This is a genomic window from Tunturiibacter psychrotolerans (assembly GCF_051013365.1).
Taxonomy (GTDB): Bacteria; Acidobacteriota; Terriglobia; order Terriglobales; family Acidobacteriaceae; genus Edaphobacter; species Edaphobacter psychrotolerans_A.
In genome coordinates this window covers 4,405,270-4,428,532 of the sequence record NZ_CP132941.1, presented here as the reverse complement: position 1 = coordinate 4,428,532, position 23,263 = coordinate 4,405,270, and the positions used below count along the sequence as shown (strand labels likewise).

The 23,263-nt window shown below is 56.7% G+C and carries 25 protein-coding genes; 14 read left to right on the top strand and 11 right to left on the bottom strand.

Going from position 1 to position 23,263, the window contains the following annotated elements:
• Positions 1 to 20: 20 nt before the first annotated feature.
• Both RBB76_RS18705 and RBB76_RS18700 read right to left on the bottom strand, forming a co-directional pair.
• Positions 21 to 926, bottom strand: coding sequence for a dihydroorotate dehydrogenase (locus RBB76_RS18705; RefSeq protein WP_429629640.1), 906 nt, complete (start codon positions 924 to 926; stop codon positions 21 to 23).
• 75 nt (positions 927 to 1,001) lie between these two features.
• Positions 1,002 to 2,681 (bottom strand): alkaline phosphatase family protein, encoded by a 1,680-nt coding sequence (locus tag RBB76_RS18700; protein WP_429629205.1) that lies wholly within the window; start codon positions 2,679 to 2,681, stop codon positions 1,002 to 1,004.
• Positions 2,682 to 2,787: 106 nt separating this feature from the next.
• Between RBB76_RS18700 and serS the strand changes: the two genes are divergently transcribed.
• The 3 genes from serS to RBB76_RS18685 are packed head-to-tail and all read left to right on the top strand — an operon-like array spanning position 2,788 to position 5,247.
• Positions 2,788 to 4,116, top strand: coding sequence for a serine--tRNA ligase (serS, locus tag RBB76_RS18695; RefSeq protein WP_429629204.1), 1,329 nt, complete (start codon positions 2,788 to 2,790; stop codon positions 4,114 to 4,116).
• A gap of 3 nt (positions 4,117 to 4,119) precedes the next feature.
• Entirely contained in the window at positions 4,120 to 4,500 is a 381-nt protein-coding gene (locus tag RBB76_RS18690) for a hypothetical protein (protein WP_429629203.1), read from the top strand.
• A gap of 42 nt (positions 4,501 to 4,542) precedes the next feature.
• Positions 4,543 to 5,247, top strand: a complete 705-nt coding sequence (locus RBB76_RS18685) for a LolA family protein (protein ID WP_429629202.1) — start codon at positions 4,543 to 4,545, stop codon at positions 5,245 to 5,247.
• 41 nt (positions 5,248 to 5,288) lie between these two features.
• Here RBB76_RS18685 and RBB76_RS18680 read toward each other — a convergent pair whose 3' ends face one another.
• Complete coding sequence (locus RBB76_RS18680; RefSeq protein WP_429629200.1) at positions 5,289 to 6,347, bottom strand: aminopeptidase; 1,059 nt, start codon at positions 6,345 to 6,347, stop codon at positions 5,289 to 5,291.
• Positions 6,348 to 6,840: 493 nt separating this feature from the next.
• Between RBB76_RS18680 and solA the strand changes: the two genes are divergently transcribed.
• Positions 6,841 to 8,004, top strand: coding sequence for an N-methyl-L-tryptophan oxidase (gene solA / locus RBB76_RS18675; protein ID WP_433963453.1), 1,164 nt, complete (start codon positions 6,841 to 6,843; stop codon positions 8,002 to 8,004).
• A gap of 4 nt (positions 8,005 to 8,008) precedes the next feature.
• Here the strand turns inward: solA and RBB76_RS18670 are convergent, their stop codons facing one another.
• The 3 genes from RBB76_RS18670 to RBB76_RS18660 are packed head-to-tail and all read right to left on the bottom strand — an operon-like array spanning position 8,009 to position 10,940.
• Positions 8,009 to 9,112: a carboxylate-amine ligase gene (locus RBB76_RS18670; protein ID WP_429629198.1), complete on the bottom strand. Its 1,104-nt coding sequence runs from the start codon at positions 9,110 to 9,112 to the stop codon at positions 8,009 to 8,011.
• 60 nt (positions 9,113 to 9,172) lie between these two features.
• Positions 9,173 to 10,186, bottom strand: a complete 1,014-nt coding sequence (locus tag RBB76_RS18665; protein ID WP_429629197.1) for an ATP-grasp domain-containing protein — start codon at positions 10,184 to 10,186, stop codon at positions 9,173 to 9,175.
• A gap of 43 nt (positions 10,187 to 10,229) precedes the next feature.
• The gene (locus RBB76_RS18660) at positions 10,230 to 10,940 is read right to left on the bottom strand and encodes an esterase family protein (RefSeq protein ID WP_429629196.1); all 711 of its coding nucleotides are present in this window, start codon (positions 10,938 to 10,940) and stop codon (positions 10,230 to 10,232) included.
• 57 nt (positions 10,941 to 10,997) lie between these two features.
• Here RBB76_RS18660 and RBB76_RS18655 point away from each other — a divergent pair, with 57 nt between their 5' ends.
• The 4 genes from RBB76_RS18655 (at position 10,998) to rimM (ending at position 13,528) form a co-directional block, all read left to right on the top strand.
• Entirely contained in the window at positions 10,998 to 11,882 is an 885-nt protein-coding gene (locus tag RBB76_RS18655) for an alpha/beta hydrolase (protein ID WP_429629195.1), read from the top strand.
• A gap of 150 nt (positions 11,883 to 12,032) precedes the next feature.
• The gene (rpsP, locus tag RBB76_RS18650; protein WP_179582336.1) at positions 12,033 to 12,281 is read left to right on the top strand and encodes a 30S ribosomal protein S16; all 249 of its coding nucleotides are present in this window, start codon (positions 12,033 to 12,035) and stop codon (positions 12,279 to 12,281) included.
• A gap of 290 nt (positions 12,282 to 12,571) precedes the next feature.
• On the top strand, positions 12,572 to 12,871 hold the full coding sequence (locus RBB76_RS18645) for a KH domain-containing protein (protein ID WP_429629194.1): 300 nt from the start codon (positions 12,572 to 12,574) through the stop codon (positions 12,869 to 12,871).
• 51 nt (positions 12,872 to 12,922) lie between these two features.
• Positions 12,923 to 13,528 (top strand): ribosome maturation factor RimM, encoded by a 606-nt coding sequence (gene rimM, locus RBB76_RS18640; RefSeq protein ID WP_429629193.1) that lies wholly within the window; start codon positions 12,923 to 12,925, stop codon positions 13,526 to 13,528.
• Positions 13,529 to 13,538: 10 nt separating this feature from the next.
• On the opposite strand, the gene RBB76_RS18635 is transcribed toward rimM, so the two are convergent.
• On the bottom strand, positions 13,539 to 14,459 hold the full coding sequence (locus tag RBB76_RS18635) for a hypothetical protein (protein ID WP_429629192.1): 921 nt from the start codon (positions 14,457 to 14,459) through the stop codon (positions 13,539 to 13,541).
• A 120-nt stretch (positions 14,460 to 14,579) separates the two neighbouring features.
• Between RBB76_RS18635 and trmD the strand changes: the two genes are divergently transcribed.
• From trmD to pdxH, 5 genes are all read left to right on the top strand, one after another.
• Complete coding sequence (trmD, locus tag RBB76_RS18630) at positions 14,580 to 15,395, top strand: tRNA (guanosine(37)-N1)-methyltransferase TrmD (RefSeq protein WP_429629191.1); 816 nt, start codon at positions 14,580 to 14,582, stop codon at positions 15,393 to 15,395.
• Between the two features lie 105 nt (positions 15,396 to 15,500).
• Complete coding sequence (rplS, locus tag RBB76_RS18625) at positions 15,501 to 15,860, top strand: 50S ribosomal protein L19 (RefSeq protein WP_218884516.1); 360 nt, start codon at positions 15,501 to 15,503, stop codon at positions 15,858 to 15,860.
• A gap of 87 nt (positions 15,861 to 15,947) precedes the next feature.
• Positions 15,948 to 16,724 (top strand): ribonuclease HII, encoded by a 777-nt coding sequence (locus RBB76_RS18620; protein WP_429629190.1) that lies wholly within the window; start codon positions 15,948 to 15,950, stop codon positions 16,722 to 16,724.
• On the top strand, positions 16,715 to 17,443 hold the full coding sequence (locus RBB76_RS18615; protein ID WP_429629189.1) for a PIG-L deacetylase family protein: 729 nt from the start codon (positions 16,715 to 16,717) through the stop codon (positions 17,441 to 17,443). The genes RBB76_RS18620 and RBB76_RS18615 overlap by 10 nt, the downstream gene beginning before the upstream one ends.
• A 51-nt stretch (positions 17,444 to 17,494) precedes the next feature.
• Positions 17,495 to 18,106, top strand: coding sequence for a pyridoxamine 5'-phosphate oxidase (pdxH, locus tag RBB76_RS18610; protein WP_429629188.1), 612 nt, complete (start codon positions 17,495 to 17,497; stop codon positions 18,104 to 18,106).
• Between the two features lie 16 nt (positions 18,107 to 18,122).
• On the opposite strand, the gene RBB76_RS18605 is transcribed toward pdxH, so the two are convergent.
• Together RBB76_RS18605 and RBB76_RS18600 are read right to left on the bottom strand one after the other, a co-directional pair.
• Entirely contained in the window at positions 18,123 to 18,698 is a 576-nt protein-coding gene (locus tag RBB76_RS18605) for a cupin (RefSeq protein WP_429629187.1), read from the bottom strand.
• A 30-nt stretch (positions 18,699 to 18,728) separates the two neighbouring features.
• On the bottom strand, positions 18,729 to 20,819 hold the full coding sequence (locus RBB76_RS18600) for a DUF1800 domain-containing protein (protein ID WP_429629186.1): 2,091 nt from the start codon (positions 20,817 to 20,819) through the stop codon (positions 18,729 to 18,731).
• A gap of 533 nt (positions 20,820 to 21,352) precedes the next feature.
• Between RBB76_RS18600 and RBB76_RS18595 the strand changes: the two genes are divergently transcribed.
• Complete coding sequence (locus tag RBB76_RS18595) at positions 21,353 to 21,886, top strand: N-acetyltransferase family protein (RefSeq protein ID WP_429629185.1); 534 nt, start codon at positions 21,353 to 21,355, stop codon at positions 21,884 to 21,886.
• A gap of 79 nt (positions 21,887 to 21,965) precedes the next feature.
• Here the strand turns inward: RBB76_RS18595 and RBB76_RS18590 are convergent, their stop codons facing one another.
• Positions 21,966 to 22,727 carry an SDR family oxidoreductase gene (locus RBB76_RS18590; RefSeq protein WP_429629184.1) on the bottom strand — a complete coding sequence of 254 codons (762 nt, stop codon included), beginning with the start codon at positions 22,725 to 22,727 and terminating at the stop codon, positions 21,966 to 21,968.
• A gap of 156 nt (positions 22,728 to 22,883) precedes the next feature.
• Positions 22,884 to 23,255: a hypothetical protein gene (locus RBB76_RS18585; protein ID WP_429629183.1), complete on the bottom strand. Its 372-nt coding sequence runs from the start codon at positions 23,253 to 23,255 to the stop codon at positions 22,884 to 22,886.
• Positions 23,256 to 23,263: the final 8 nt, after the last annotated feature.

The following is a 23,263-nucleotide window of genomic DNA, read 5'->3' as shown; positions in this document are numbered from 1 at the left end:
AGCACACCGATAACATCTCGTTAGAGCAGGGCCGCCCCGGTTAGTGAGCTTACCTGAGCTACATCATGCGCAATACACCAGCGCTTCAGTCCGTTGGCAATATTCTCGACTGCGCGTGGATCCGCATAGCTAGCCGTCCCGACTTGTACCGCGGTGGCTCCAGCCAACATGAACTCCACAGCGTCCTCGGCCCGAACAATTCCTCCCATACCTACGATAGGAATCGTCACGTTCTTTGAAACCTCGTGTACCATCCGCACGGCAATTGGCTTGATCGCAGGCCCAGAGAGCCCTCCGGTAATGTTGGCAATACGAGGACGACGCGTCTCAACGTCGATCGCCAAAGATACGAAGGTGTTGACAAGCGAAACAGCGTCGGCTCCCCCATCTGCAGCAACACGTGCCATTAATCCAATATCGGTGACATTTGGCGAAAGCTTGACCATCAAGGGCCTGCGAGCGGCCGCCTTGCAGCGAGCTACCAGTTCCCAAAGCTGCGGAGGATCGGTCCCAAAGACCATGCCCCCATGACTGGTATTGGGACAACTCGCATTCAGCTCATACATCGCTATGTCCGCGGCGTCGTTCAGGAATTTAATTACCTCAACGCAATCTCCGATAGTGAAACCAAAGACATTCGCAAGAATGACCGCTCCTTTGATCTTCCTCAGTTGGGGTAGCTTTTCTGCTATAAAGGCTCGGACGCCCATATTCTGTAGTCCAATCGCATTCATCATCCCCGCGGCGGTTTCGATGATTCGGGGAGCCGGATTACCTGCCATGGGCTCTCGCGAAAGCCCCTTGGTGACGAACCCTCCTATCCGAGACATTGAGACAAGGTCTTCAAATTCGACGCCATAGCCAAAGGTTCCGCTCGCCGCAATTACCGGCGAACAAAACTCAATACCGGCGATCTTCACCCGCATGTCAGGACCTTTGATTCGTGCAGACGCGCTCACTGTCGTGATTCCATTCTCATACCTAAACAGTGTAGCGGTACCCTATCTTGCGTTTGCATTATCTGGCCGCAGCGCTTCAGTTAGAACTCGATCAACACTAGCGGACGGCGCATTAACTCCTAGAACAGACGCAATTGTAGGCGCGATGTCCACCGGGGCAACTTGCTCGCGATACAAACCAGGCAAAAACTCCTCCCCAAAGAAACCGAGTGGCACATGTCGGTCATAGCTCCAAGGAGAGAAATGCGTCGTCTGTATCCCGGTTGAATATTCCATCTGGTACGCCGTTGGAAAGATCATCACATACCATCCGCCGTGATCGGTGTAACTATGCGAAATAAGGCGCCCGAACTCCGTGTTGGGCACCTTTCCTGCCTCAAGATCAACCCGAGTGCGACTGAAGTAAATCGACGGGTCAGCGTCAACGCGGGTCTCTTGATATCTCCGATTAGCCTCTGGCGTGAGCAGAGTATTTGGAGGCAAGGCCGGAGCGCCTAGCTTCTTGACAGCCGTGGGAATCGCGTCGACCACAGCCTGCTCGGCATCTTTCTCCGATACGGCGACAAAAGCTCGGGAATCGAGCGCCAGATAAGGCAACTCCTGAGTCGGCATGAAATATTGCACGCCCTTATTCGGGGAGAACCGGGCATTCAAACTCTCGTCAATCGCCGCGGTAAAAGCGTCCAAGTCCAGGCGCGCTGAAGCCGCCCCGAGTTTAGCGGACTCCGTCGGGATTGGCGCGATTCCATGATCCGCAGTCAGCGCAACCATCACATTCTGCAAACCAATCTTCTTGTCGAGGTAGCTAAAGAAACTGTCGAGGTCTTGGTCTAGTCGGATAACCATCTCACGTTGAGCGTCAGAGTCCGGCCCAAACTGATGTCCTTGGATATCGTTAGCTGACAGACTAACCGTGAGCACATCGGTCACGCTGTTCTGGCCCATAGACTCGCCCTCAATAAGCGCCCGGACAAAATCCAACTCATAACTGTTCGCAGCTGGAGTGTGCCCCACGAGTGAATAGAACTGCGTTGTTTCTCCAAGACCAGCCTCCTTCACGGCTTGAGCAACTCTCGGTCCTTTATTAAACTTCGCCGCCCAGTCCGGTAACTTCTGCATGTAATAAGTAGAAGTAACGAAGCGGCCAGACGAATTGTCAATCCAGAACGCTCCATTAGCAGTCTGTCCGGCCGGCAGAATCGCTGCCCGATCCTTTAGCGATACGCCATACAGCTTTGACTGCCCCTGCGTCGCAAGTCGAACTTCGTCCCCAATAGTCGTAGCAAGCAGATTGATCGGCGAAGATCCAATTCGAGGATCATTTGGAGCAGGCGCCGGAGGCGGAGCAAGCACTGGCAGATCGTCAAAGTTGCCGACCAGGCGATACCGCTCGTCCTCGACCGACGAAATAACCCGGTCTGTGTTACGGCTTAAGTCCCACCACTCATTACTACCGATGCCATGGCCGTCCGTATAAGCACCTGTCCCAATGGTCGCGTGCCCCGGAGCCGTTTTTGTGTTGGCATAATCAAAGTAGCAAGAATTAAAGTATGCTCCACGTTTCAGAAATAGATTAAACCCGTTCGGTGTTTTCAACGCATCTCGGTAGCGATCGAGATAGTCGCCGCGAAACTGATCGATAACCAGAATCACGACGAGCTTCGGCTTCGCGTGATAGACATCGGCCCGCGCCGAAGATAGAGCAACTAGCAAAAAAAACATGACAGAAGGGCAACAACAGGCTTTCGCATCAACCTAGGGTAAACGGAAAGTATTGCGGAGAGATTGAAAGCCTTATCGCTTTGGGAAGACGCTAAAATGGATGGTAATGATCGATCTTGCCTTTGTTCGGGCTAATTTAGCCTTAGTAGAAGAGAAATTGCGTAACCGGGGAATGGATCCTGCCGTCGTACTCGGTAGCTTCGCTGAAGTCGATCGCGCGAGGCGCGATGCTATCACCCGATTGGAAACGCTAAAGGCCCAGCGAAACAGGCTGACTGAAGTGATCGCAAAACTCAGACGTGAGGGCGTAAATACCACAGCACAAACCGAGCAGACGCGTACCCTGAAATCTGAAACGGAATCGCTCGAATCCTCTGCGACAGTTTCCGACGAGCGCTTGAAAGAGATGCTGCAATCTCTTCCTAATCTACCTCAGGACAGCGTCCCCATCGGAAAATCGGCCGACGACAATCGACAAGAAAAGGTCTGGGGCGAGAAAACGGTCTTCGACTTCCCCGCAAAACCTCACTGGGACCTGGGGGAAGCCTTGGGCATCCTCGATTTTAGCCGCGCCGCCAAGATCTCAGGCTCCCGCTTCGTTATTCAATTCGGACAGGGAGCTCGTCTTGAGCGTGCCCTTGCCAACTATATGATCGACCTTCACACCGGCGAACACGGCTATACCGAAGTCCTGCCACCTTACATGGTCAACTCCAGGTCCCTCTTCGGCACTGGTCAGCTGCCCAAATTCGCCGAAGATTTATTTCATTGCGACGACAAAGGCAGCTACCAACCAGGCGTATATCAAGAGAATGATCACTGGCTTATTCCAACCGCCGAGGTTCCCGTCACAAACATTTTCCGCGACGAGATTCTTGACGAATCGCAGCTTCCAACGTCCTTCTGCGCCTACACTCCATGTTTCCGCTCCGAAGCTGGATCTTACGGCAAGGATGTCCGCGGCATGATCCGTCAACACCAGTTTCAGAAGGTTGAACTGGTCAAGTTTGCACGACCTGAGGATTCCGGTGCAGAACACGAACGTCTGACCCGCCATGCTGAGACCGTCCTAGAACGGCTTGGTCTCCCTTATAGACGAATGCTGCTCTGCACAGGGGATATGGGATTTTCCGCGGCTAAAACCTATGACCTCGAGGTGTGGTTGCCTGGGCAGCAACTATATCGAGAAATCTCTTCCTGCTCTAATTTCGAGTCTTTCCAAGCACGCCGGGCAAATATTCGCTATCGTCCCATTGGAGCGAAAAAGGCCGAATTTCTTCATACCCTGAATGGAAGCGGCCTCGCTGTGGGCCGCACCTACCTCGCAATTCTGGAGAACTATCAGCAGTCTGACGGCACGATCAAAGTCCCAGACGTGTTAGTACCCTATATGAACGGTGACACGGTCATCGGTAAGCAACAAAGCAGGAGCTAATTTATGTTCAAACTGATTCGCAACTACATCTTCTGGGCCTACGAACGAGGCAGTTTCCATTATGACGTCATGGTGACGGCTATTCTGATCTTCATGTTCGTCTCACCTCATTTGATCGACTTCAAGGACAAACCGGTTGAGACAGTTGCGCTCCATGCGAGCGAGGTGCTGGTCAGGGAGGCTGGAACCTCCGGCGGAAGCAGCCGCTTCATCTATCAGGTTCGAGCCGATGATATGAGCGGCGCTCGGACCGACCCTGAACGCCGGACGGCGATCTTACGTGTGATCGAACCAATATCAGGCGAGGTGTCACTCGAGCGGTATGAGCCCATTCGTGACGTGCAGGGCAAAATCATTGCATACAACGCCTGGGTGCTCCGTTAGTTTTCTGACGCCTATTGCATCTCACTTTGGGAGTACCTGACTATGACTACTATTCGTCGCATCGTTGCATCGCTTCTCTTCTCTTCCGTAACTTTGGGTCCCGTTACACTTTCTGCGGTTGCGCAGCCGAAGGCAGGCCACTTGGACGAGGTTCTTCGGCAGATGGATGCGGCGAGCTTGAAGTTCCAGTCGGCCGAAGCCAACTTCCAGTGGGATCTTTATGAGAAGGTTGTGCAGCAAACTACCACGCAGAAAGGCACCATCTACTTCAAAAAAGAGGCGGGTAAGACCGTGATGGGTGCAAGGGTCACGTCCCCCTCGACCAAGATTCTGGAGTATCGAAATGGGGTTTTGACTCTGTTTGATCCTGGAACTGATCATGAGACGATCATCACTCCTAAGGGCAACCAGGCCCAGATGGAGAGTTTTTTGACTCTCGGATTCGGTGGAAGCGGCAAGGAGATGGCTAAGGCGTGGACGATCTCGGATCTGGGGGATGAGATGGTGAATGGGGTGCAGACGGCGAAGCTGGATCTGGTACCGAAGGACCCTGCTGTCCGCAACAATTGCACGCACATGACGATCTGGGTAGATCCCGTCCGCGGCATAACGTTGAAACAGAGTTTCTACATGCCTTCCGATGATTATCGAACGGCGGTTTACTCCGACATCAAGTACAACCAGGGCGTCGATACGAAACCTTATCAGATCAAGACGGATAGTAAGACGACAACTGATTCACACTGACAGCTTTGTCGAACGATTTCCAGCCTGTCGTTGCTGTCTGGCTAAGCGTCGATTAGAAACTGGCCGTCGCGCATGATCTGCTCTTCGCCTTGGGCGTCACCGAGCCAGATGCTGAACTCGAGGCCTACCACGTCGATGTGGGTGGAGGACTTCCAGGGGGCTCCGGTGTGGGCGCCGTAGGGGTCTCCGAAGGCGATGTGGATGCCGGGAAATTTCTCGTCCTGCAGGATGTTGCCAATGACGCGGTCGACGCCGATGTTGGTACCAATGGCAAATTCTCCCACTCGATCGGAGTTTTCGTCGGTGTGGGTGTAGGCCCAGAAGTCGCGTTCGAGGGCCTTGTTCTCGCTGGAGACGCGAGTAATGCGATTGCCTTCGATGTTGATCGTGAGGGGGTGCGCGCGGAGGATGCCGTAGCGGGCGCAGAGGAAGTCGCCGACCACTCCGTCAACGACAAAGACACCGTTGACTTCGCCTGGTGCGGTGAAGCACTCGCCGCCGGGGAGGTTGCCCCACTTTTCAGTGCTGATGATTCCGGAGGTTTTGAACCAGCGGTAGTCGGGGTTGAGTTGGGCGTGGATGTCTGTGCCGGCGGGCGTGGTGGCTCGGACGTAGGTGGCGGCGCGGACTTTGTCGAGGACGGCCTGGGAGAGGCGGTCGATGGCGAGGAAGTCAGCACGCATGCCCTGGGTCATGATCTCTGGGGTGATGTTGACCATGTGGGCGTGACGCATGCGGCGGCGATTGACGACGTCGGTCATCTGCATGCGGCTGTGGAGTTCGTTTGGCTGGACCTCGACCGCGAAGATGCTGACCTGGGATGACTCCATGTCTTCGAGGATGGTGGCGGGGAGATCGACGAGTGGGCGCGGGGCCAGGGCTTCGAGGACGAAGGCGTTCCAGGTGCAGCCGATGCGCTCGAGTTCAGCGACGAGGGAGGCTGCGATGGTGAGGCAGCGCTCGTCGGTGATGAGAGTGACCTTTTCGTTGGGCTGAATACGGAGACAGGTGGTGACGGCGTTGCGGGCGCCGGGGATGAACTCGGCGGGAAATGCGGTAGTGCGGAGGTCTGGTGCTGCCTGCGTTGCTTGATCAACCATGTGTGCTGCCTTCCGGGTAAAACTACTTACTAAGATAGCTTGTTACTGAAACGTTACAGGAGGAAAAGGAGACCGATGTGATCCTGGCGGTACCCCTCCCCGGGTCGATTTTGTGCTAAAGTCTTCGATCCTTGAGAGTTAGGTCTGGACTTCCTTTTTCCCACAAAGGCAAAGTCTTGAAGTACAACTTTTTAGGAGATGATTTTCTGTAAAGTCTTCCTGTCATTGATATTGATGCCGAAAACAGAAAACCCCGACGATTAGGTCGAGGTTTATCTTTAGGCCTGTCTTAATTATATCGGTTTTTGCCAGGTGATACGCCAGCGGGATCTCCTTGTGTGGTGCGGGTTTTAGAGATTAAGGGGTTGACAGGTTTTTTCCAAAAAGGAAACGCGCCTGCAAAAAGGAGGTCGATGAGACAAAAAGATCCTTCTGACCACATATCGTTAGGGAAGGGACTTTGGGTCCCATAATCAAGCTAATCTGTTGCACCGTGGAGTTAACGCTGGAAAGCACATTTGACGTTATCGTCGTCGGCCTCGGCGCTATGGGAAGCGCCGCGGCGTACCAGCTATCTAAGCGAGGCGCCAAAGTGTTGGGGCTGGAGGCCTTTACGCCCGCTCACGACAAGGGATCGTCTCACGGGGAGTCGCGCATTATCCGGCAGGCATACTACGAAGATCCTGCCTATGTACCGCTCGTTTTAAGCGCATATGAACTTTGGGATCAGTTGCAAGAGGAAAGCAACGAGGACCTCTTGACCATCACCGGCGGCGTTGCCATTGGACCGACCAAAGGAGCGCTGGTGACAGGCTGCTTGAGAAGCGCGAAACAGTACGGTCTCGGGCACGATCTATTCGACGCCAAAGAGATGCGTCGGCGTTTTCCGCAGTTTGCCCTGACAGACGATGAAGTAGGTTTCTACGAAGAGAAGGCAGGCTACCTCAAGCCCGAGGAATGTATCCGGCAGCATCTACGCGGTGCATCCAAGCGCGGTGCAGATCTGCGTTTCGAAGAACCAGTGCTTTCGTGGACAGCTTCTCGAGAAGGTGACGGTGTAACCGTTACGACGGCGAAGCAGACTTACCATGCCAGATCCCTGGTGATTTCTGTCGGTCCGTGGTTCGGGGAGCTGGCGCCCGACGTTTCGATGCCGGTCGTCGTCTCACGCAGGGTCATGTTCTGGCTTAAACCTCTTCGCGAATCTTCCAGCTTTGATCGTGAAGTGTTCCCGATCTTCCTGTGGGCACCTGAGGGATCTCCGTTGTTCTATGGCCTTCCGCGAATAAGTGAAGATGGGAGCCCAAAGGTGGGGATTCATTCCGGTAATGAGACATGCACTCCATCGACAATCGATCGGCGCATACATCCGCGTGATGAATCAGCAATGAGGTCTGCTATCGGGACTAGAATTCCCTCGCTCAATGGGGGAATCTCTCACGCGGCGACCTGCATGTATACGATGACGCCTGACGAACACTTCATTATCGATACGCACCCGAATTATCCGCAGGTGAGCCTAGCTGGCGGATTCTCCGGTCATGGTTTCAAATTTTCTTCCGTGGTAGGCGAGATTCTTTGCGACCTCGCGATGACACGAGAGACTTCAACGGATATCCGCATCTTCTCAGGTTCCCGATTTCGTCAGCGTGAGTAGATTCTTAGAGGCCAGCTCTGGTTTCGGAGGCCATGTAGTCGACGACGGATTTGAGGCTGCCGGTTTCGCGGAAGACCTTGAGCTGGCGGTCGGCGCCTGTGCCCTGCGCGAGCATGGTGTGGATGTAGTTAATCTCGTCGCGGCTTCCCAGTTCGTCGAGGACATCGTCGATGAAGGCGAGGTATTCGATGATGAGTTCGCGGACAGGGACTTCGGTTTGTTTGCCGAAGTCGATCATCTTGCCGTCGATGCCGTAGCGGACGGCACGGAATTTGTTCTCCATCAAAAGGGCGCGGGAGTATTGGCGATAGTCGACGTTGCGGGAGTGGAGGTGCCAGAGCTTGCAGGCGGTGGCCTGGATGAGGGCGGCGATGGCAATGGACTCCTGCGCGCGGAGAGGGATGTCGCAGATGCGGACTTCGACGGTGTCAAAGAAGGGATGGGGGCGGACGTCCCACCATATCTTTTTTGCGTTGTCGATGGAGTTGGTCTTGATTAGTAGATTTACGTAGCTCTCGAACTCGGAGTAGCTGGAGAAGCTGTCGGGGAGGTTGGTTCGGGGGAAGTTTTCGAAGACCTTGGCGCGGTAGCTCTTGTAGCCAGTCTCCATGCCAAGCCAGAAGGGCGAGTTGGTAGAGAGCGCGAGGATGTGGGGGAGGAAGTAGCGGAGCGAGTTCATGATGCGGATAGCTGCTTCGCGGTCTTCGATGCCGACGTGGACGTGGAGGCCGAAGATGAGATTGGCGCGGGCGACGAGTTGGAGGTCTTCGACGACCTGCGCGTAGCGGGGATCGGGGTAGATCTCCTGCACGCGCCAGTCGGCGAAGGGGTGAGTGGCGCCGGCGATGAGCAGGAGGTCGTGCTCTTCGGCGAGGGCGATCATGTTGCGGCGGAGATCGAAGAGGTCTTCCTGCGCGACCTGGATGTTGCTGCAGACGCGCGTGCCAACCTCGATGACGGATTGATGCATCTCGGCTTTGACACGCTCCTCGAGACGCAGCTTGCCTTTGGCGAGCATCTCGGTGGCGATGTGCGAGCGCAGATCGCGGGTTTCCGGATCGACTGTCTGGTACTCCTCTTCGATGCCTAGGGTGAAAGATGGCCGCATACACTCTCCGCTTACCGTTGTGAGTCAGAAGAGTACCACTGCTCTCAAGCGCGACGAAAACTACGCTTCTTTTTTGGTCTTCTTTTTTTCGTTTTTCTTAGATGCGGGTGTTGCTGGTGGTTTCAGCGTCATGTTTTTTGTTGAGGGCGCGAGGAAGGCGGACCAACTTAGCTCATGTCTGATTTTGTTGGAGGATTGCGCCTTCTTTACCGCTAGCTTTGATACTTTGTCGACGATCCAGTCGAAGCTCTCCTTGCCTACGGAGTGGAGGTCGGCGTCGGGCGCGGGATTCATGAAATCGATGGCGTAGGGGATGCCGTCTTCCACGGCGAACTCTACGGTGTTGAGGTCGTAGCCGAGGGCTTTGCAGAGAGTGAGGGCATCTTTTTCGACACGCTTGAGGAGCTTCTTGTCATACTCGGGCGGGTCGAGGACATAACGTTGCTCGTGCGGTCGGCGTGGATCGTAGGGCATGATGCGGACGTCCGATTGGCCGACGACGTAGCAGCGGAAGTACTCCTTGAAGTTGACTGCGGCCTGGAGAGTCATGCAGAGGTCGCGGGTCTGGTCGTAGGCGTGGAAGAACTCGTCGCGATTGTGGACGTGGAAGACGTCGCGCCAGCCGCCGCCATCGTGGGGTTTGAGAAAGGCGGGAAAGCCGACGTAGTCGAAGATGCTGTCCCAGTCGAGGGGAAACTGGAGGTTGCGGAGCGAGCGCTCGTTGATTTGTGGCGGAAATTTTTTGTGGGGGAGGAGGACGGTTTTGGGTACGGCTACGCCTAGTTTTGACGCGAGTGCGTAGTTGAAGAACTTGTCGTCGGCTGACCACCAGAAGGGATTGTTGATGATCTGAGTGCCGGTGAGGGCCGCGTTTTTAAGGAAGGCGCGGTAGAAGGGCATGTCGTGCGAGATGCGGTCGACGATGACGGCATAGCCGGAGGGGGCGGCCATTTGTACGCCGCCGACGCAGACGAACTCAGCTTGAATGCCTTCGATTTCCATCGCGTTGATGCGATCAACGAGCGCGCCGGGAAAGGTATTTTCCATTCCGAACAGAACACCAATCTTCTTCACTGAATCCTCCATGCAGGGGTTTGGGAGAGGTTTGCCCGGTGACCTAGAGATAGGTTTGCAGCATTCTCTGCCACCAGGGCCAGTCGTGGCCTGTGTTGTCGCCCCATACATCGAGGCGGCAAGGGATGCTTTTGTTGCGGAAGATCTGCGCCATGCGTTCGTTGTCGTTCCAACACTGGTCGTGAACGCCGGTGGCGAGGATGTAGTTGTTACGGCGGTAACGATCGAGATACCAGGAGTCGCTGATGTTGGGGAGGTAGTGCATGGGGATGTTGAAGTAGCAGTCGTCGTCGTAGTAGCCGCGGAGAAAGTTGGAGGGGTCGAAGGATCCGCTCATGGAGAGCATGGCGGTGAAGATGTCGGGATGCCGGAGCGCAGCGTTCAAGGCGTGGTAGCCGCCGAAGCTCGTGCCGATGGCGCCAAGGCCGGAGTACTGATTTTGCTGACGGACGAGAGGGACGACCTCGTTCATGATGTATTGCTCGTACTGAACCTGGCGGGCGATGCGCCAGCGGGGCGGCACGTCGCGGTTGTACCAGCTTTCGCTGTCGACTGAGTCGACGCAGAAGAGCTGGAGGTGGCCGTGTTCGAGTTTGTCCTGGACGGTGCTGACCATGTGGCGGTCTTCAAACTCGTAGAAGCGGCCGCAGGAGGTGGGGAAGACTACGGCTGGATAGCCTGCGTGGCCGAAGATCAGCAGTTCCATGTCGCGGCCGAGGGACGGTGAGAACCATTTGTGGTATTCGCGTTTCATCGGGCTCCCTCTGCTAGTCTGATGCAATCGTAGTTTATTGGAGCAAGCTCTTTCGCATTGAAACAATCATCGCAATCCCATCTGAACCCTGCGCTTACGGCCGTTGAGCGCGAGCCTGTGGCCGCCTTTTTGCCCGAAGAGGCGCTGACCGAGCATATCGCAGACGATCTGGATTCTAATCCGAGATATAGCGTACGTAAGTTTCATTCGGAGATTTTGCCGGATGACCGAGTTGTTTCGGTGTATCTGCCGCCGGAGTATCTGGAGCAGGAGGATCGGCGCTTCCCTGTTTTGTATTTGCATGATGGGCAGAATTTGTTTGATGGGCGCACTTCGTACATTGCCGGACGGACCTGGAACGCGCATACCACGGCTGACGAGCTGACTCTTGGCGGTGAGATTGAACCGGTGATCCTCGTCGGCGTTGCAAATACAGGGCTACGCCGCATGGCGGAGTATACGCCGACTCGCGACTTGAAAATGGGCGGGGGGGATGGACAGAGTTATGGGCGACTGTTAGTGGAGGAGTTGAAGCCGCTGATTGACCGTACCTACCGTACGTTGAGCGATGCGAGGAACACGGGGGTGGGAGGGTCGTCGCTTGGAGGGCTGATCTCGCTTTATCTGGGTTTTACCTATCCGGAGGTGTTTGGCAAGCTGGCGGTGATGTCGCCTTCGCTGTGGTGGGATCAGCGCAGCATCTTCACTGTGGTCGATCAGACACGGCCGAGGCCTATGGCGCGCATCTGGCTGGACATCGGCACAGCAGAGGGGGTGCGACATGTGCGGGATGCGGACCATTTGGAACGGCAGTTGATCAAGCGGGGCTGGCAGTCGGGGGTCGACCTGGCCTACATGAAGGCGGATGGTGCGGTTCACGACGAAAATGCGTGGTCGGAGCGATTTGGGGACGTTTTGCGATTTCTTTTCCCGTCATGTTGAGGAAATTTGCGCTTCTGCGTTGCTAAAAGGCGCATTTTCAGCCATACTTAGTTGTTGGGTAATGTACCTAAAGTCCCTGTCCAAAAAGAGATCGACAGCGCGACTATGTCACCCATACCAATAATGTTCTGAAAGGCATCGCCCGTGTTGATGATTCGTTTGGCGCGCGTTGGAGCGCGTAAGCAGCCACATTACCGCATCGTTGTAATTGAGAAGGACCGCGCCCGCAATGGCCGTTCGGTCGAAGTGGTAGGAACTTACAATCCGCGCACCAACCCTGCAACGGTTGATTTGAAGCGCGACCGCATCGACTACTGGACCGGGAATGGAGCACAGTTGTCCGAGCGCGTGGGCAAGTTGATGGCACAGAAGCCGGCAGAGGCAGTCGCGGTAGCCTAGGAGTTACTGGTTAAGGCTATCTTTGGGTATGTGGTAACGGTTCCCAAAGATAGCTGGCACAATAGGTTCCTTGAAGTACGTCTCGAGTCAGGTTTCACGTAGACTCCTTGGTATTGCACAGTCGAAATGCAGTGGCCTTGCAAAGCAGCGGGCCCGGGGTTTGTAACCCTGGACCTCTTGCGACCGGTGTATCGTTCGTTGCAGCACCTCCTGGAAGATCTCGCAGTAGACGAGACAAAGGGAAAGTGCTTGAGCGTTACTTCGTGACTCCCAGACCCAGAAGGTGTGCGATGACTCAGGCAACTCAGTTTCCTGCAGGGAACAACCCTGTAAAGAACATGACCGACCTTGTAGCGGAGATAGCCCGTGCCTTGGTGGACGACCCAGACAGCGTAACTGTCGAGGCCGTAGAAGATGGCGAGTGTACCGCGATTCGCTTGCGGGTCTCTCCCAGTGATGTTGGCAAAGTAATCGGGAAACAAGGCCGGACGGCGCGTTCGATGCGTACGATCCTTAGCGCAGCGAGCATGAAGCTGAAGCACCGATTTTCGCTCGACATCGTGGAAGAGGATCCACCCCCTGCCCCCTAAAGTTGAGGATAGCTTTCGGCGTCTGGGCTCTGGCATCTTGGATTTTGCTCTATGACGCAAACCACTCCAGCCTGGATTGTGTTGGCCCATCTGCTTCGGCCCCAGGGTCGTAAGGGCGAGGTGCTTGCAGAGCTGTTTACCGATTTCCCTGAACGCTTCGAGAAGCAGACGAGAGTCTTTCTTGCCCCTTCCGGATTCGCCGGAGAGGAGTCGGAGGCACGTGCCGCGGAAGTTGTGGGGTTCTGGCTGCCCGTCGGCAAAAACGAAGGCCGCGTCGTGCTGCAAATGGCGGGGATCGAAACGATCTCCGATGCGGAGACGGTGGCCGGGTTGGATGTGCTTGTGCCTCGCGAGGAGCGGCTTGCACTGGACGATGACTCGGTTTACATCAGCGAGTTGATCGGCTGCACGGTGTACGACGGCGCGATGGCGGTGGGCGTGGTTGGAGATGTTCAGTTCGCTACGACCGCGGATGGGGCGCGCCGGCTTACCGACGCTGCACCGCTGTTGGAGGTAGAGTCTGCTGCTGGAGATGAGATTCTTATTCCGTTTGTGAAGGCTTTCCTGGTCGCTGTGAATACAGAGTCGAAACGAATCGAGATGAAGCTGCCTGAAGGCCTTATCGAGGTCAATCGAATCTCTGCTGAGAAGAGCTAAAACGCAGAAGCTAAAAGTGGTAGGCCACGCCCATAGAGAGGATCGGGTAGACGGGGACCTTTTTGAGGTCTTCGTTGATCTTCTGAATCTCCTGTGTGAGGCTGGCCTGGGTCTCGGAGTTGGTGGCAAAGCTGGTGCAACCCTGGTTGGTACAGGCGGTGCCGGTGAGGTTGACGTTGATGGTGGGGGCGCCTGTGTAAGCAACGCCTAACTCAACGGGGATAGAGAGCCGCCGACTGTTGCGCGGGAGAATATTGCCGAAGCCCAGTAGCAGCATAGGGGAAAAATTGCGGGGGTAGGCGAGCGCCATGTTGCCGTGGACCGGATCGGCGATGCTGTTGACGAAGTTCTGATCGCCAAGGGTGAAGTTCTGGCCGGCTGGTACCGTCGCAGTGGAAGAGACTGCGTTTTTGGCGTAGAGAACGCCGGGGCTGACGTGGAAGCTGTGCCCCAGGGGGAACCAGTCGAGGGTGCTCTGCGAAGACCTGAAGTGAAGATTTGCGTCGTAGTTGACGCCGTCGATGCCGAAGGGATAGGCGAAGACTAAGAAGTTGGCGCCAGAGCGGAGATTGAAGCGGCGAAGGAGCGGCGTGGCGAGTTCCGCACCGGCTCCTAACGTATTCGCCTTGACGCCAAAGGCCACGGTGCGAAAGGGCTTCTGGGACGGCAGTTTCTTTGCGAGAGGTGCAGGGGCGATGCGGATGACTCTTCCCTCTGCACTGGAGGAGCTGTTGGTTGGCTTAGTCGACTCTTCGGTCGAGATGAGACTGGGGTTTGCAGGCAGGGCGAGAGCGAGTTGCGAGGGTGTCGGCTGCTGCGCTGGGACAGTGACGCTGAGTGATAGCGGCAGTAACATCAGGAGAGCGGCACGCTTTCGTTCAAACACGGAGACGCTCTTTCGTCTCGCCGCGACGACCTGAATGAAAATCATGGAGCACAGGTCATCCTCGTGAGATCTTCGTTTGGAATCAGTCGCCGGGCTTCACAACTTCCAAGTGATATGGTGCAGTCTGGGAGTTAGAAACAAGCGGCTGTACCGCAGTTATCGTCTATGCGCTTTGACATCATCACGATCTTTCCCGATTTTTTTGCCGGCCCGTTTGACTACGGGATTCTGAAGCGTGCGCGCACGACGGGGCTGGTGCAGATTGAGACACACGACCTGCGCAGCTTTACGCACGATCGCCATCGGACGGTGGACGACCGCCCGTTTGGAGGCGGTGAAGGGATGGTGTTGAAGGCGCAGCCGATCTATGAGGCGATGCAGTCGTTGAATATCTCTCCGAAGATCGGCCGGGACAGGAGCAAAGAGACGGTGATCCTGCTTTCGGCGCAGGGGCAGCCGTTCACCCAGTCGGTGGCTCACCAGCTTTCCGCGACGGAACGGGTCGTCATTTTGTGTGGGCGATATGAGGGAGTCGATGAGCGAGTGAACGAGTTGTTCTGCGACCGAGAGATTTCGATTGGGGATTATGTTTTGTCGGGCGGGGAGTTGGCGGCAGCGGTCATTGTCGACGCTGTAGTGCGGCTACTGCCGGGGGCTCTGGGAAATCCTGACTCGTCGCGATTTGAGAGCTTCGGCGCGGAAGAAGTCGCGGATCTTGCCGACTCTGTGGATGGGCCGCCGCGTTCAACCTACGGAGCGGGAGGCTTGCTGGATTATCCGCACTACACTCGGCCAGCGGAGTTTATGGGGGTGAGCATTCCTGAGGCGCTGTCGGGAGGCAATCATGAGGCGATCCGGCGCTGGCGCAGAAGGATGGCACTGAAGAAGACTTTGGAGAACCGTCCAGACCTGTTGGAGAGAATCGAGATCACCGAGGAGGACCGAGAGATCCTGGCGGAGCTGCGAGGATACCAAGAATGAGGCGGATAGGGCGAGCCTGAGCGCGTTTCTTTGTGCAGTTTTCGACCCGGAAAGTGCAGATTTCGTGTACACTAAAGGTCGAGTCCAACATAGGAAAGTTGTGTCATGTCCATTCATCCGATTATGCAGAAGCTGGCCGCCAAGTTCGAGCGGACCGATTTACCCGCGTTCGCCCCTGGCGATACAGTTCGAGTTCAAGTAAAGATTCGCGAAGGCGAAAAAGAGCGTCTGCAGGCGTTTGAGGGTATGGTGATTGCCTGCCGCAAGGGCGCACAGGGATCGTTCACGGTTCGCAAGATGAGCTTCGGCCAGGGCGTCGAGCGCATCTTCCCGTACAACTCCAAGGTAGTCGACAAGGTCGAGAAGGTCCGCTCCTACGAAGTTCGCCGTTCGAAGCTGTTCTACCTACGCGGTCTGCGCGGTAAGGCTGCTCGTCTGCGCGAGGTTGAGCGCGCCGCCAAGTAAGCATTCCGTTTCCTGTTTTCCACTGAGCCACGACTTCGGTCGTGGCTTCGTTCTGTGCGCTGGTTATACACTCGAATCTTGAAGAGCATGGCTTCGATTCCTACCACACGTGCGTCGAGAACAGTGACGGCGGCTACCGCGAAACAGCGCTTGCTGAAGCAACTAATTTGCAGCGACGCGCCGGAACAAGCTCTGCGGTACTACGGCTTCGAACGGATCGCCGGGGTGGATGAGGTGGGGCGTGGGGCGCTGTTTGGCCCGGTGGTGGCGGCGGCGGTGATCCTGCCGGAGAACCTGGATGAGTTGGCGAACGCGGGGCTGAAAGATTCCAAACAGCTGACGCGGGAGGAGCGCGAGTCGCTCGACCAGCAGATACGTGGGATGGCGCTGGCAGTTTGTGTGGCAGAGGTCGATGCAGAGACGATCGACCGAGTGAATATCTATCAGGCGACACGGATGGCGATGCTGGCTGCGGTGCAGGGATTGGCGCTGGTTCCCGATCATCTGCTGATCGATGCTATGCGCCTGGATCATCCGTGTCGGCAGACGAAGCTCATCTATGGCGATGCGTTGAGCCTTTCGATTGCGGCGGCTTCTGTGATCGCAAAGGTGCATCGGGATGCGCTGATGCGGGAGTTGGATGCTGTGCATCCGGGCTACGGGCTGGCTTCGCATAAGGGATATGGGACGCCAGAGCATCGGCGAGCGTTGGCGGAGATTGGGCCGTGTGCGCTACACAGGAGGAGCTTCGCGCCAGTTCGTGGGGTTGATCCTGATGCTGCGCTGGAAGAAGAGGCGTCGGTCGAACTTCTGTTCGAAGATGCCGATCTCGATGCAGGCCTGGGGGAAGCTGAGTGGGCTTGAGGTTGATGTGTGTGGTGGCGCATCCGGACGATGAGTGCTACGCCTTTGGTGGAGCGTTGGCGTTGGCCTCGGATCGAGGGATTGAGACTTACGTGATTTGCCTGACGGATGGTCAGGCAGCGACGCATCGAGGCGATGCTGCGAGTGGGGAGGCGCTCGGAAAACTGCGGCGAGAGGAGTTTCGTGCTTCGTGCGATGTGCTGGGTGTGACGCGGTATGAGTTGATGGATTATCAGGACGGGCACTTGGAGTTTGTTCACTTCTCACAAGCCGCCGAGAGGCTGGTAGAACGAATGCGGCGATTCAAGCCAGACGTTGTGATTACCTTCGGGGGTGACGGAGGACAGAATACTCACGCGGATCACATGATGACTTCGATGCTGACGACGGCTGCGTTTCAATGGTCGGGACAGCTAAAACGGTATCCGAGTGCTGGGGAGGCGCATAAAGTAAGCAGGCTGTACTACGTGACTGCGAATTTTCTGATGCCTGACCGACAGCCAGCCATGTTGATGCCGTGGACGGTGACGCTGGATATCCGCTCGGTACGGGAACGGAAGACCGAGGCGTTTCGGAAGCATGTATCGCAGGCTCCGCTGATGGAGAAGACGAAGGAAATCTTTGAGCGATATGGAGCTGAGGAGTTCTATGCCCTGGTAGCGACTGCCGAGCCGCAGGCTGCGAGGTTGGGGACAGATTTGTTTGAGGGACTGAGCTAGATTGCATCTTACTTGCAAATGGACGAGGGTAGGATCGGATTCGACAGGGTCATGGGTGAGGTTGCGATGGATGAAAGCGGAGTTGAGTCGGCGGGTGATCCGATTGCGTTGTTTCAACGGTGGCTGAAGGACGCTGAGGGTGGGGAGTTGAACGATCCTGAAGCGGTGGCACTAGCTACCGCTACGGCCGATGGCATACCAAGCGTGCGAATGGTGCTGATGAAGCGCGTCGATAACGACGGATTCCGCTTCTATACGAATGCCGGCAGCCAGAAGGGGGCGGAGTTGGGCGAGAATCCGCGGGCGGCGATGTGTTTTCACTGGAAGTCCCTGAGGAGGCAGGTTCGAGTCTCGGGGACGGTGACGGAGTTGCCCGCTGAGGATGTGGATAAGTACTTTCATAGTCGTTCGCGGTTGAGCCAGCTAGGGGCAGCGGCTTCGCAGCAGAGTCGAGTGTTGGTTTCGCGAGAGGTACTGGAGGCTCGCGTGAAGGAGTTGGAAGCGAAGTTTCCGGGCGAAATTCCACGGCCGGACTATTGGCGGGGATATTTGCTGCGGCCTGAGCGGATTGAGTTCTGGAAAGATGGTGCGGGGCGGTTGCACGATCGTTTTCTGTTTTCGCGGGATGGTGACGCGTGGCGTAAGAAGCGACTGTTTCCTTAGGCCGTGTGAGTGCGGATCAGAACCAGAGTTTGGGAAGCGGGCCGGTGGTGCCGGTGAGCGGGTCGGATTGTGGGAAGCGAACTTTGCGCATGCTGGCGAGGGTCTCGGAAGTTGCTGCGCTGCGGCAGATGTCCCAGTGCTCGTTCTCTGGGTAGGCACCGATCACGAGGAAGTCATCGGATGCTGAGATACGACAGTGACCGGTGCCGGTAGGCAGGACAAGGACGTCCCCGGCATGGACTGTGACGGTTTCTCCGCCTTCACCGCCCAGCATCAGGTCTGCGTGGCCGGCCGCGAAACCAAGAACCTCGTGTGCTGTCGAGTGGTAGTGGTGGAAGGAGTAGACGCCGTTGCGCCACTGGGGCGGCCATTTGTTCGCGGTGAAGATGCGCTCCATTTCGGCGGCGAGATCGGCGCTCGATGGAAGAGCGCTTCGATACAGAAGAACGGGCAGTGGGCTGTTCGGCATCCAGCCGTTGGGTTTGAGATGAAGTTGCTGCGGGGTTGAGGCGTTTTCAGGCTTCAAGGCAATGGCCTGGCTGCTGCCCAAGCTTGCCGCCACGAGCGAAGCAGCGAATTTTCTGCGATCCATTCGGCTCATGGTGTTTGGATGACTCTTCTGTCAGCGAAGTTGGAACTCTGGGCTGCCCATGACGAGGGCCGTGAGCAGGTTGAGGGTGTCGGTGGAGTTGCTGCTTGGGATTTCGATGACTTGTTTGTTGATGAGTTGGTTGGTTTGGGCGGAGGCGTCGCCGCCGATGAGGGTCGATTCGAGAACGCGCAGGGCGATGTTCTGGCCTGTTGAATCGAGAGGACCTTGATTGGGCTGATTAGCGGTGGGCTCGGAGGTTAGGAGGGCCTCGGAGAAGTTCGCGCGGTTGGATTTTTCTTTCGCAGATAATTCTGGGGTTTGCGAGGTCTGTGGTTGGGAGAGGAGGCCCAGCGCGAGAACGTGGGCCGAGTCGAACTTCTGGTTGGCCAGCTTGCCTTCGGTGAGCGAGTAAGAGAAGTTTAGGCGGCTGACCAGCGCGGAGGAGTTCATCCAGCGATCGGCGGTGATGTAGTAGCCGGTGGGCGGGAGTGCGTAGTAGAGGGGCATTCCCATCGTCTTGAGGGTTTCGACCAGCGCGGCGGGGTTCACGGGGTTAGTGTCGGTTGTCCGGAAGGCGGAGGCTACGAACTCCATTGGTGTTTTGACCTTGTTGCGGAAGTATTTTTTTGAGTTGAACTCGGGTGACTGAACGAGGGTGCGGAGGATGGCTTTGATGTCGCCGTCGGTGGAGAGATAGGTGGCGGCCATGCGGTCTACGAGGGCGGGGGGCGGCTCGTCGGCTACGAAGCGCTGGGCCAATTTGTAACTGATGAAGTGCGCGGTGTGAGGGTCGGCGGCGAGGAGGGTCAGGGCTTGGATTCCCTCTTTCAAGCCTGCCTGCGTGTTCGTGGGAGAGCCTGGTTGCGCTGTTGCTTCGGATGAAATGGTGTGGCCTCGCCATTGTTTGGGGCCGGGTTCGTGTCTTTTGTAGTCGTAGAGGAAGGCGCCGGCCTGGTTGGGGCGCTCGACGGTCCAGCCGGTGAGGATGGCGGCGAGGGCGGTGACGTCAGCCTGGGTGTAGCCGCCGTTGACTCCCAGGGTGTGGAGTTCCATGACTTCCCTACCGTAGTTCTCGTTGAGGCCCTTGTTGCCGCGGTTCGAGTGGGGATTGGCGGGGTTGACGCCGTTGGCCAGGGAGTCGGGGCCGATGGAGAGCCAGTTGTCGAGGTAGATCATCATGGCCGGGGCGGAGGCGGTGGCCAGGAGCAGGTCGCGGAACTTGCCTAGGGCGTGTTTGCGGATGGCGTCGCGTTCGAAGCTGGTGGTGTACCAGTTGTCGGAGTCTTTGCCGATGTAGATGTTGAAGTGATTGAACCAGAAGTCGGCCATGACCTCCTGGAGCTGGCGCTCGCTGAGAATGGCGCGGAGGATCTTGGCTTCGGAGAGTTCGTTGATGATGGTTTTGGGGGTGCCGATGTTGGCGGCCATGCCGATGAAGATCTCGCGTTCGCGTGGGTTGAAGTCGGCGAGGAGGAGATTTTTCTGGTCGCCCGCGACGTAGGTGGTGAAGGCGATGCGGTCGGGGACGGGGAGCTTGATGAGGGTGAGCATCCGCTGATTTTTGGGGAGGGCGAAGAGTTCTCCGGCGATGCCGGCGGCGGTCTCCTGGTCGATTTTCTTTTGGGCGGCGGCTTCGGCGTCGGTGGGTGGGGGGAGATTGGGTTTGCCGTCGGGGTTTAGTTTGTGGAGGTCCTGATCTCGGTAGAATTTTGCGACCTGGACTTCGTACATGGCGATGAGGAGGGGGTCGTTGGGGTAGGGGCGGCGGCCTTCGGCGATCTGCTCGATGGTGAAGCGGTCGGGGAAGAGCTGGAGGGCTTGCTCGGGCTGGAGGTTGAGGGTGGTGTAGTCGGCGAGGCGGTGGTCGAGGGCGGTGTCGGGGATGCTGGCGGGGTTGAGCTGCTGCTCGAACCACTTTTCGGGGGTCATGGCGAGGAGTTTCTCGAGATCGACGGGGCGTGGGCCGAAGGTGAAGCGGTTGAGGAGTTGCTGGGCTCGTTCCTGTTGGGTGAGCGGAGTGGATTTTGCGGGGCTTGGCGGCTTGGGCTTTGCGGGTTTGGTCTGGGGATGGGCCGGAGTGGTGATCGATAGAGCTACGAGGATGGAGAAGAGCCTTCGCATGAACGCCTCTGGCTTGCTTGGTGCATAGATACAAAAGCAACGACAACCGCAGATTGCTTCGCTGCGCTGCGGAATGACAAACAAAACAGGCACGACAACAGCTGATCCCCTTCGGGGACGACAACAGGAAAGACAAAGGGTTAGACCTGTCCTGCGGCTCGAAGTTGCGTGGCGACAGTGGAGGGTACCCCCCTCCCCCCTTGGGGTATTTTGGGCGTAAGGTGTTTTATTTCATTGGCTTACAAGTGTATGGTGTCTGTAAAATATTGGAAATAAACGGGTTGCGCACAAAATACTTGTTATCAGCGGGTTAGCTACTTCCTTCTGGCTGGGTTTCTTGAGGCCTTTTTTGGCGCCTGTATCAAGTATAGCTACTGGCGGGTAACTCATGCGCCACGCGGTTGTGCTGGATTGGCGCGGGTTCTCGTGGGTTGGGGGCTTGACAGCTTTTCGGTGCAGCGGGGACTTGATCGGATTTGTGCTCTTTCAGCAAATCGGTTGATCGTCTGGCGGGTGGAGGCTATTGTGAGCGCATGAGTGAGATTCGAGTTGCGACGGTGCAGGATGCGGGTGCGATTGCGCGTGTGCATGTGGAGAGCTGGCAGACGACATATGCGGGTATCGTGCCGGAGGCTTATCTGTCCAGCCTGGATGTCGTGCAGCGCGAGGCTTCGTGGCAGGAGTGGCTGGGGCTTGATGTGGATGTGTTCGTTGCGGAGGTTGGGGGTGAGGTGGTGGGGTTCGTTGGCGGCGGGGCTATTCGTGAGCCTGTGGAAGGGTTCGATGCGGAGTTGTATGCGATCTACCTGCTGCGGGAGGCGCAGCGGTGTGGGATTGGCATGGCTCTTTTGAAGAAGGTGGCTGGCTCGCTGAAGGAGCGAGGGTTCGGGAGCGTGGTGGCCTGGGTGCTCGAAGATAATTTTTCTGGTGGGTTTTATTCGCGGTCGGGTGGGGTGCGGGTGGCTTCGAAGGAGATGGAAGTGGGTGGGGTGATGCTTCCGGTGGCGGCTTATGGTTGGAAGGATCTCCAAACGATAGGGGTGGCTGTTGCTCGTGGGTCGGTTTGAACTCCAGGGACTGAATTTTCCACTCAGAGGAATCGTGGAACCGGCGGCCGACCGCATGAGACGACCACCGGCTCAGTCACTAACCGTGCATGCTCGCGAAGATGTCGAGGAACTCCTGGTACTTGCCATCTTTCTCCGCAGTGCGTAGAGGTCTGACTCTCTCGACGAGAATCTCTCCCTTTTCGATGGTGTTGCTTTCCAGAATCTGCATGACCTCGTTGGTGAAATCTTCGAGCGGCATGGCACGCGGATCGCTGGCCTGCTGCGGACCGCCGAGCTCTGTTTGTACGTAAGGCGGCGCGAGCTCTAGAACTTCAACGCTGGTCTTCCGCAGTTGCATACGAAGCCCGTCAAGCCAGTTATGCATAAAGGCCTTGGTTGCGCTATAAACCGGGCCTGGCGGGTAGGGGACGAACGCAAGCCCTGAAGTGGTCACCATCAGCGTGGAGTGTGGCTGAGCACGTAATGTGGGCAGCAGAGCGGTCGACAATTGCACCACGCCGGTGATGTTGGTCTGAATTGTGCTGTACGCCCGCGTCAGGTCGGTTGAATCCGCCGTGTAGTCTTCGTGGCCGGCGATGCCTGCGTTGTTGATCAGAACGTTCAATTCAGGAAACTGACTCTTCACGGACTCTGCGAACTTAGTGATGGCCGCACTGTCACTTAGATCCACCGCGATGCCAACCATTCCGGGATTGCGCCTCGTGACCTCGTCGAGCAGCTCCTGCCGCCGTCCAGCGATGATCACCCGATTACCTTTGCCGTGCAGCGCCTCAGCTAGTGCGCGGCCGATGCCACTGGTGCCGCCAGTGATGAGGATGGTGTTGCCTGAAATATTCATTGTTGCTCCTAGGCGCATTGGATGCGTCATGGCCGCGGCAGATTCATTACGATGCCGATTGGACTTCCTCTCTTGTAGGAGCGGTGAGTCCCCGGCGATTAATCCTTGTGGCTGTTAATCAGATCGTGTTCCCGCAAAGTCCGGTTATCGACAACTTCAGCTGTTCACTGCAAATTGACCCACTATGTGCGGGTTTGATGGTGGCCTTTTTGTGGTGAGTTTGTGGTGGGATGATGGTGGCTCGTGGTGCGAGAGCGACGACACAGCAACGACAACCGCAACCGCAACCGCAACCGCAAAGAAAACCGCAACGACAACCGCAACCGCAACGACAACCGCAACGACAACCGCAACGACAACCGCAGATTCCTCCGCTGCGCTGCGGAATGACAACAAAAGAACGGTCAACGGCAACTGCAACTGCAACGGCAACGGCAACGGCAACGGCAACTGCAACGGCAACGGCAACGGCAACAGCAACGGCAACTGCAACTGCAACTGCAACTGCAACAGCAACTGCAACTGCAAGGCGGAGG

Coding starts and splice junctions, on each gene's coding strand:
- RBB76_RS18705 (WP_429629640.1), bottom strand. CDS start 926: ATGCGGGTGAAGATCGCCGGTATTGAGTTTTGTTCGCCGGTAATTGCG.
- RBB76_RS18700 (WP_429629205.1), bottom strand. CDS start 2,681: ATGTTTTTTTTGCTAGTTGCTCTATCTTCGGCGCGGGCCGATGTCTAT.
- serS (WP_429629204.1), top strand. CDS start 2,788: ATGATCGATCTTGCCTTTGTTCGGGCTAATTTAGCCTTAGTAGAAGAG.
- RBB76_RS18690 (WP_429629203.1), top strand. CDS start 4,120: ATGTTCAAACTGATTCGCAACTACATCTTCTGGGCCTACGAACGAGGC.
- RBB76_RS18685 (WP_429629202.1), top strand. CDS start 4,543: ATGACTACTATTCGTCGCATCGTTGCATCGCTTCTCTTCTCTTCCGTA.
- RBB76_RS18680 (WP_429629200.1), bottom strand. CDS start 6,347: ATGGTTGATCAAGCAACGCAGGCAGCACCAGACCTCCGCACTACCGCA.
- RBB76_RS18670 (WP_429629198.1), bottom strand. CDS start 9,112: ATGCGGCCATCTTTCACCCTAGGCATCGAAGAGGAGTACCAGACAGTC.
- RBB76_RS18660 (WP_429629196.1), bottom strand. CDS start 10,940: ATGAAACGCGAATACCACAAATGGTTCTCACCGTCCCTCGGCCGCGAC.
- rpsP (WP_179582336.1), top strand. CDS start 12,033: ATGATTCGTTTGGCGCGCGTTGGAGCGCGTAAGCAGCCACATTACCGC.
- RBB76_RS18645 (WP_429629194.1), top strand. CDS start 12,572: ATGACTCAGGCAACTCAGTTTCCTGCAGGGAACAACCCTGTAAAGAAC.
- rimM (WP_429629193.1), top strand. CDS start 12,923: ATGACGCAAACCACTCCAGCCTGGATTGTGTTGGCCCATCTGCTTCGG.
- RBB76_RS18635 (WP_429629192.1), bottom strand. CDS start 14,459: ATGATTTTCATTCAGGTCGTCGCGGCGAGACGAAAGAGCGTCTCCGTG.
- trmD (WP_429629191.1), top strand. CDS start 14,580: ATGCGCTTTGACATCATCACGATCTTTCCCGATTTTTTTGCCGGCCCG.
- rplS (WP_218884516.1), top strand. CDS start 15,501: ATGTCCATTCATCCGATTATGCAGAAGCTGGCCGCCAAGTTCGAGCGG.
- RBB76_RS18620 (WP_429629190.1), top strand. CDS start 15,948: ATGGCTTCGATTCCTACCACACGTGCGTCGAGAACAGTGACGGCGGCT.
- pdxH (WP_429629188.1), top strand. CDS start 17,495: ATGGGTGAGGTTGCGATGGATGAAAGCGGAGTTGAGTCGGCGGGTGAT.
- RBB76_RS18605 (WP_429629187.1), bottom strand. CDS start 18,698: ATGGATCGCAGAAAATTCGCTGCTTCGCTCGTGGCGGCAAGCTTGGGC.
- RBB76_RS18600 (WP_429629186.1), bottom strand. CDS start 20,819: ATGCGAAGGCTCTTCTCCATCCTCGTAGCTCTATCGATCACCACTCCG.
- RBB76_RS18595 (WP_429629185.1), top strand. CDS start 21,353: ATGAGTGAGATTCGAGTTGCGACGGTGCAGGATGCGGGTGCGATTGCG.
- RBB76_RS18590 (WP_429629184.1), bottom strand. CDS start 22,727: ATGAATATTTCAGGCAACACCATCCTCATCACTGGCGGCACCAGTGGC.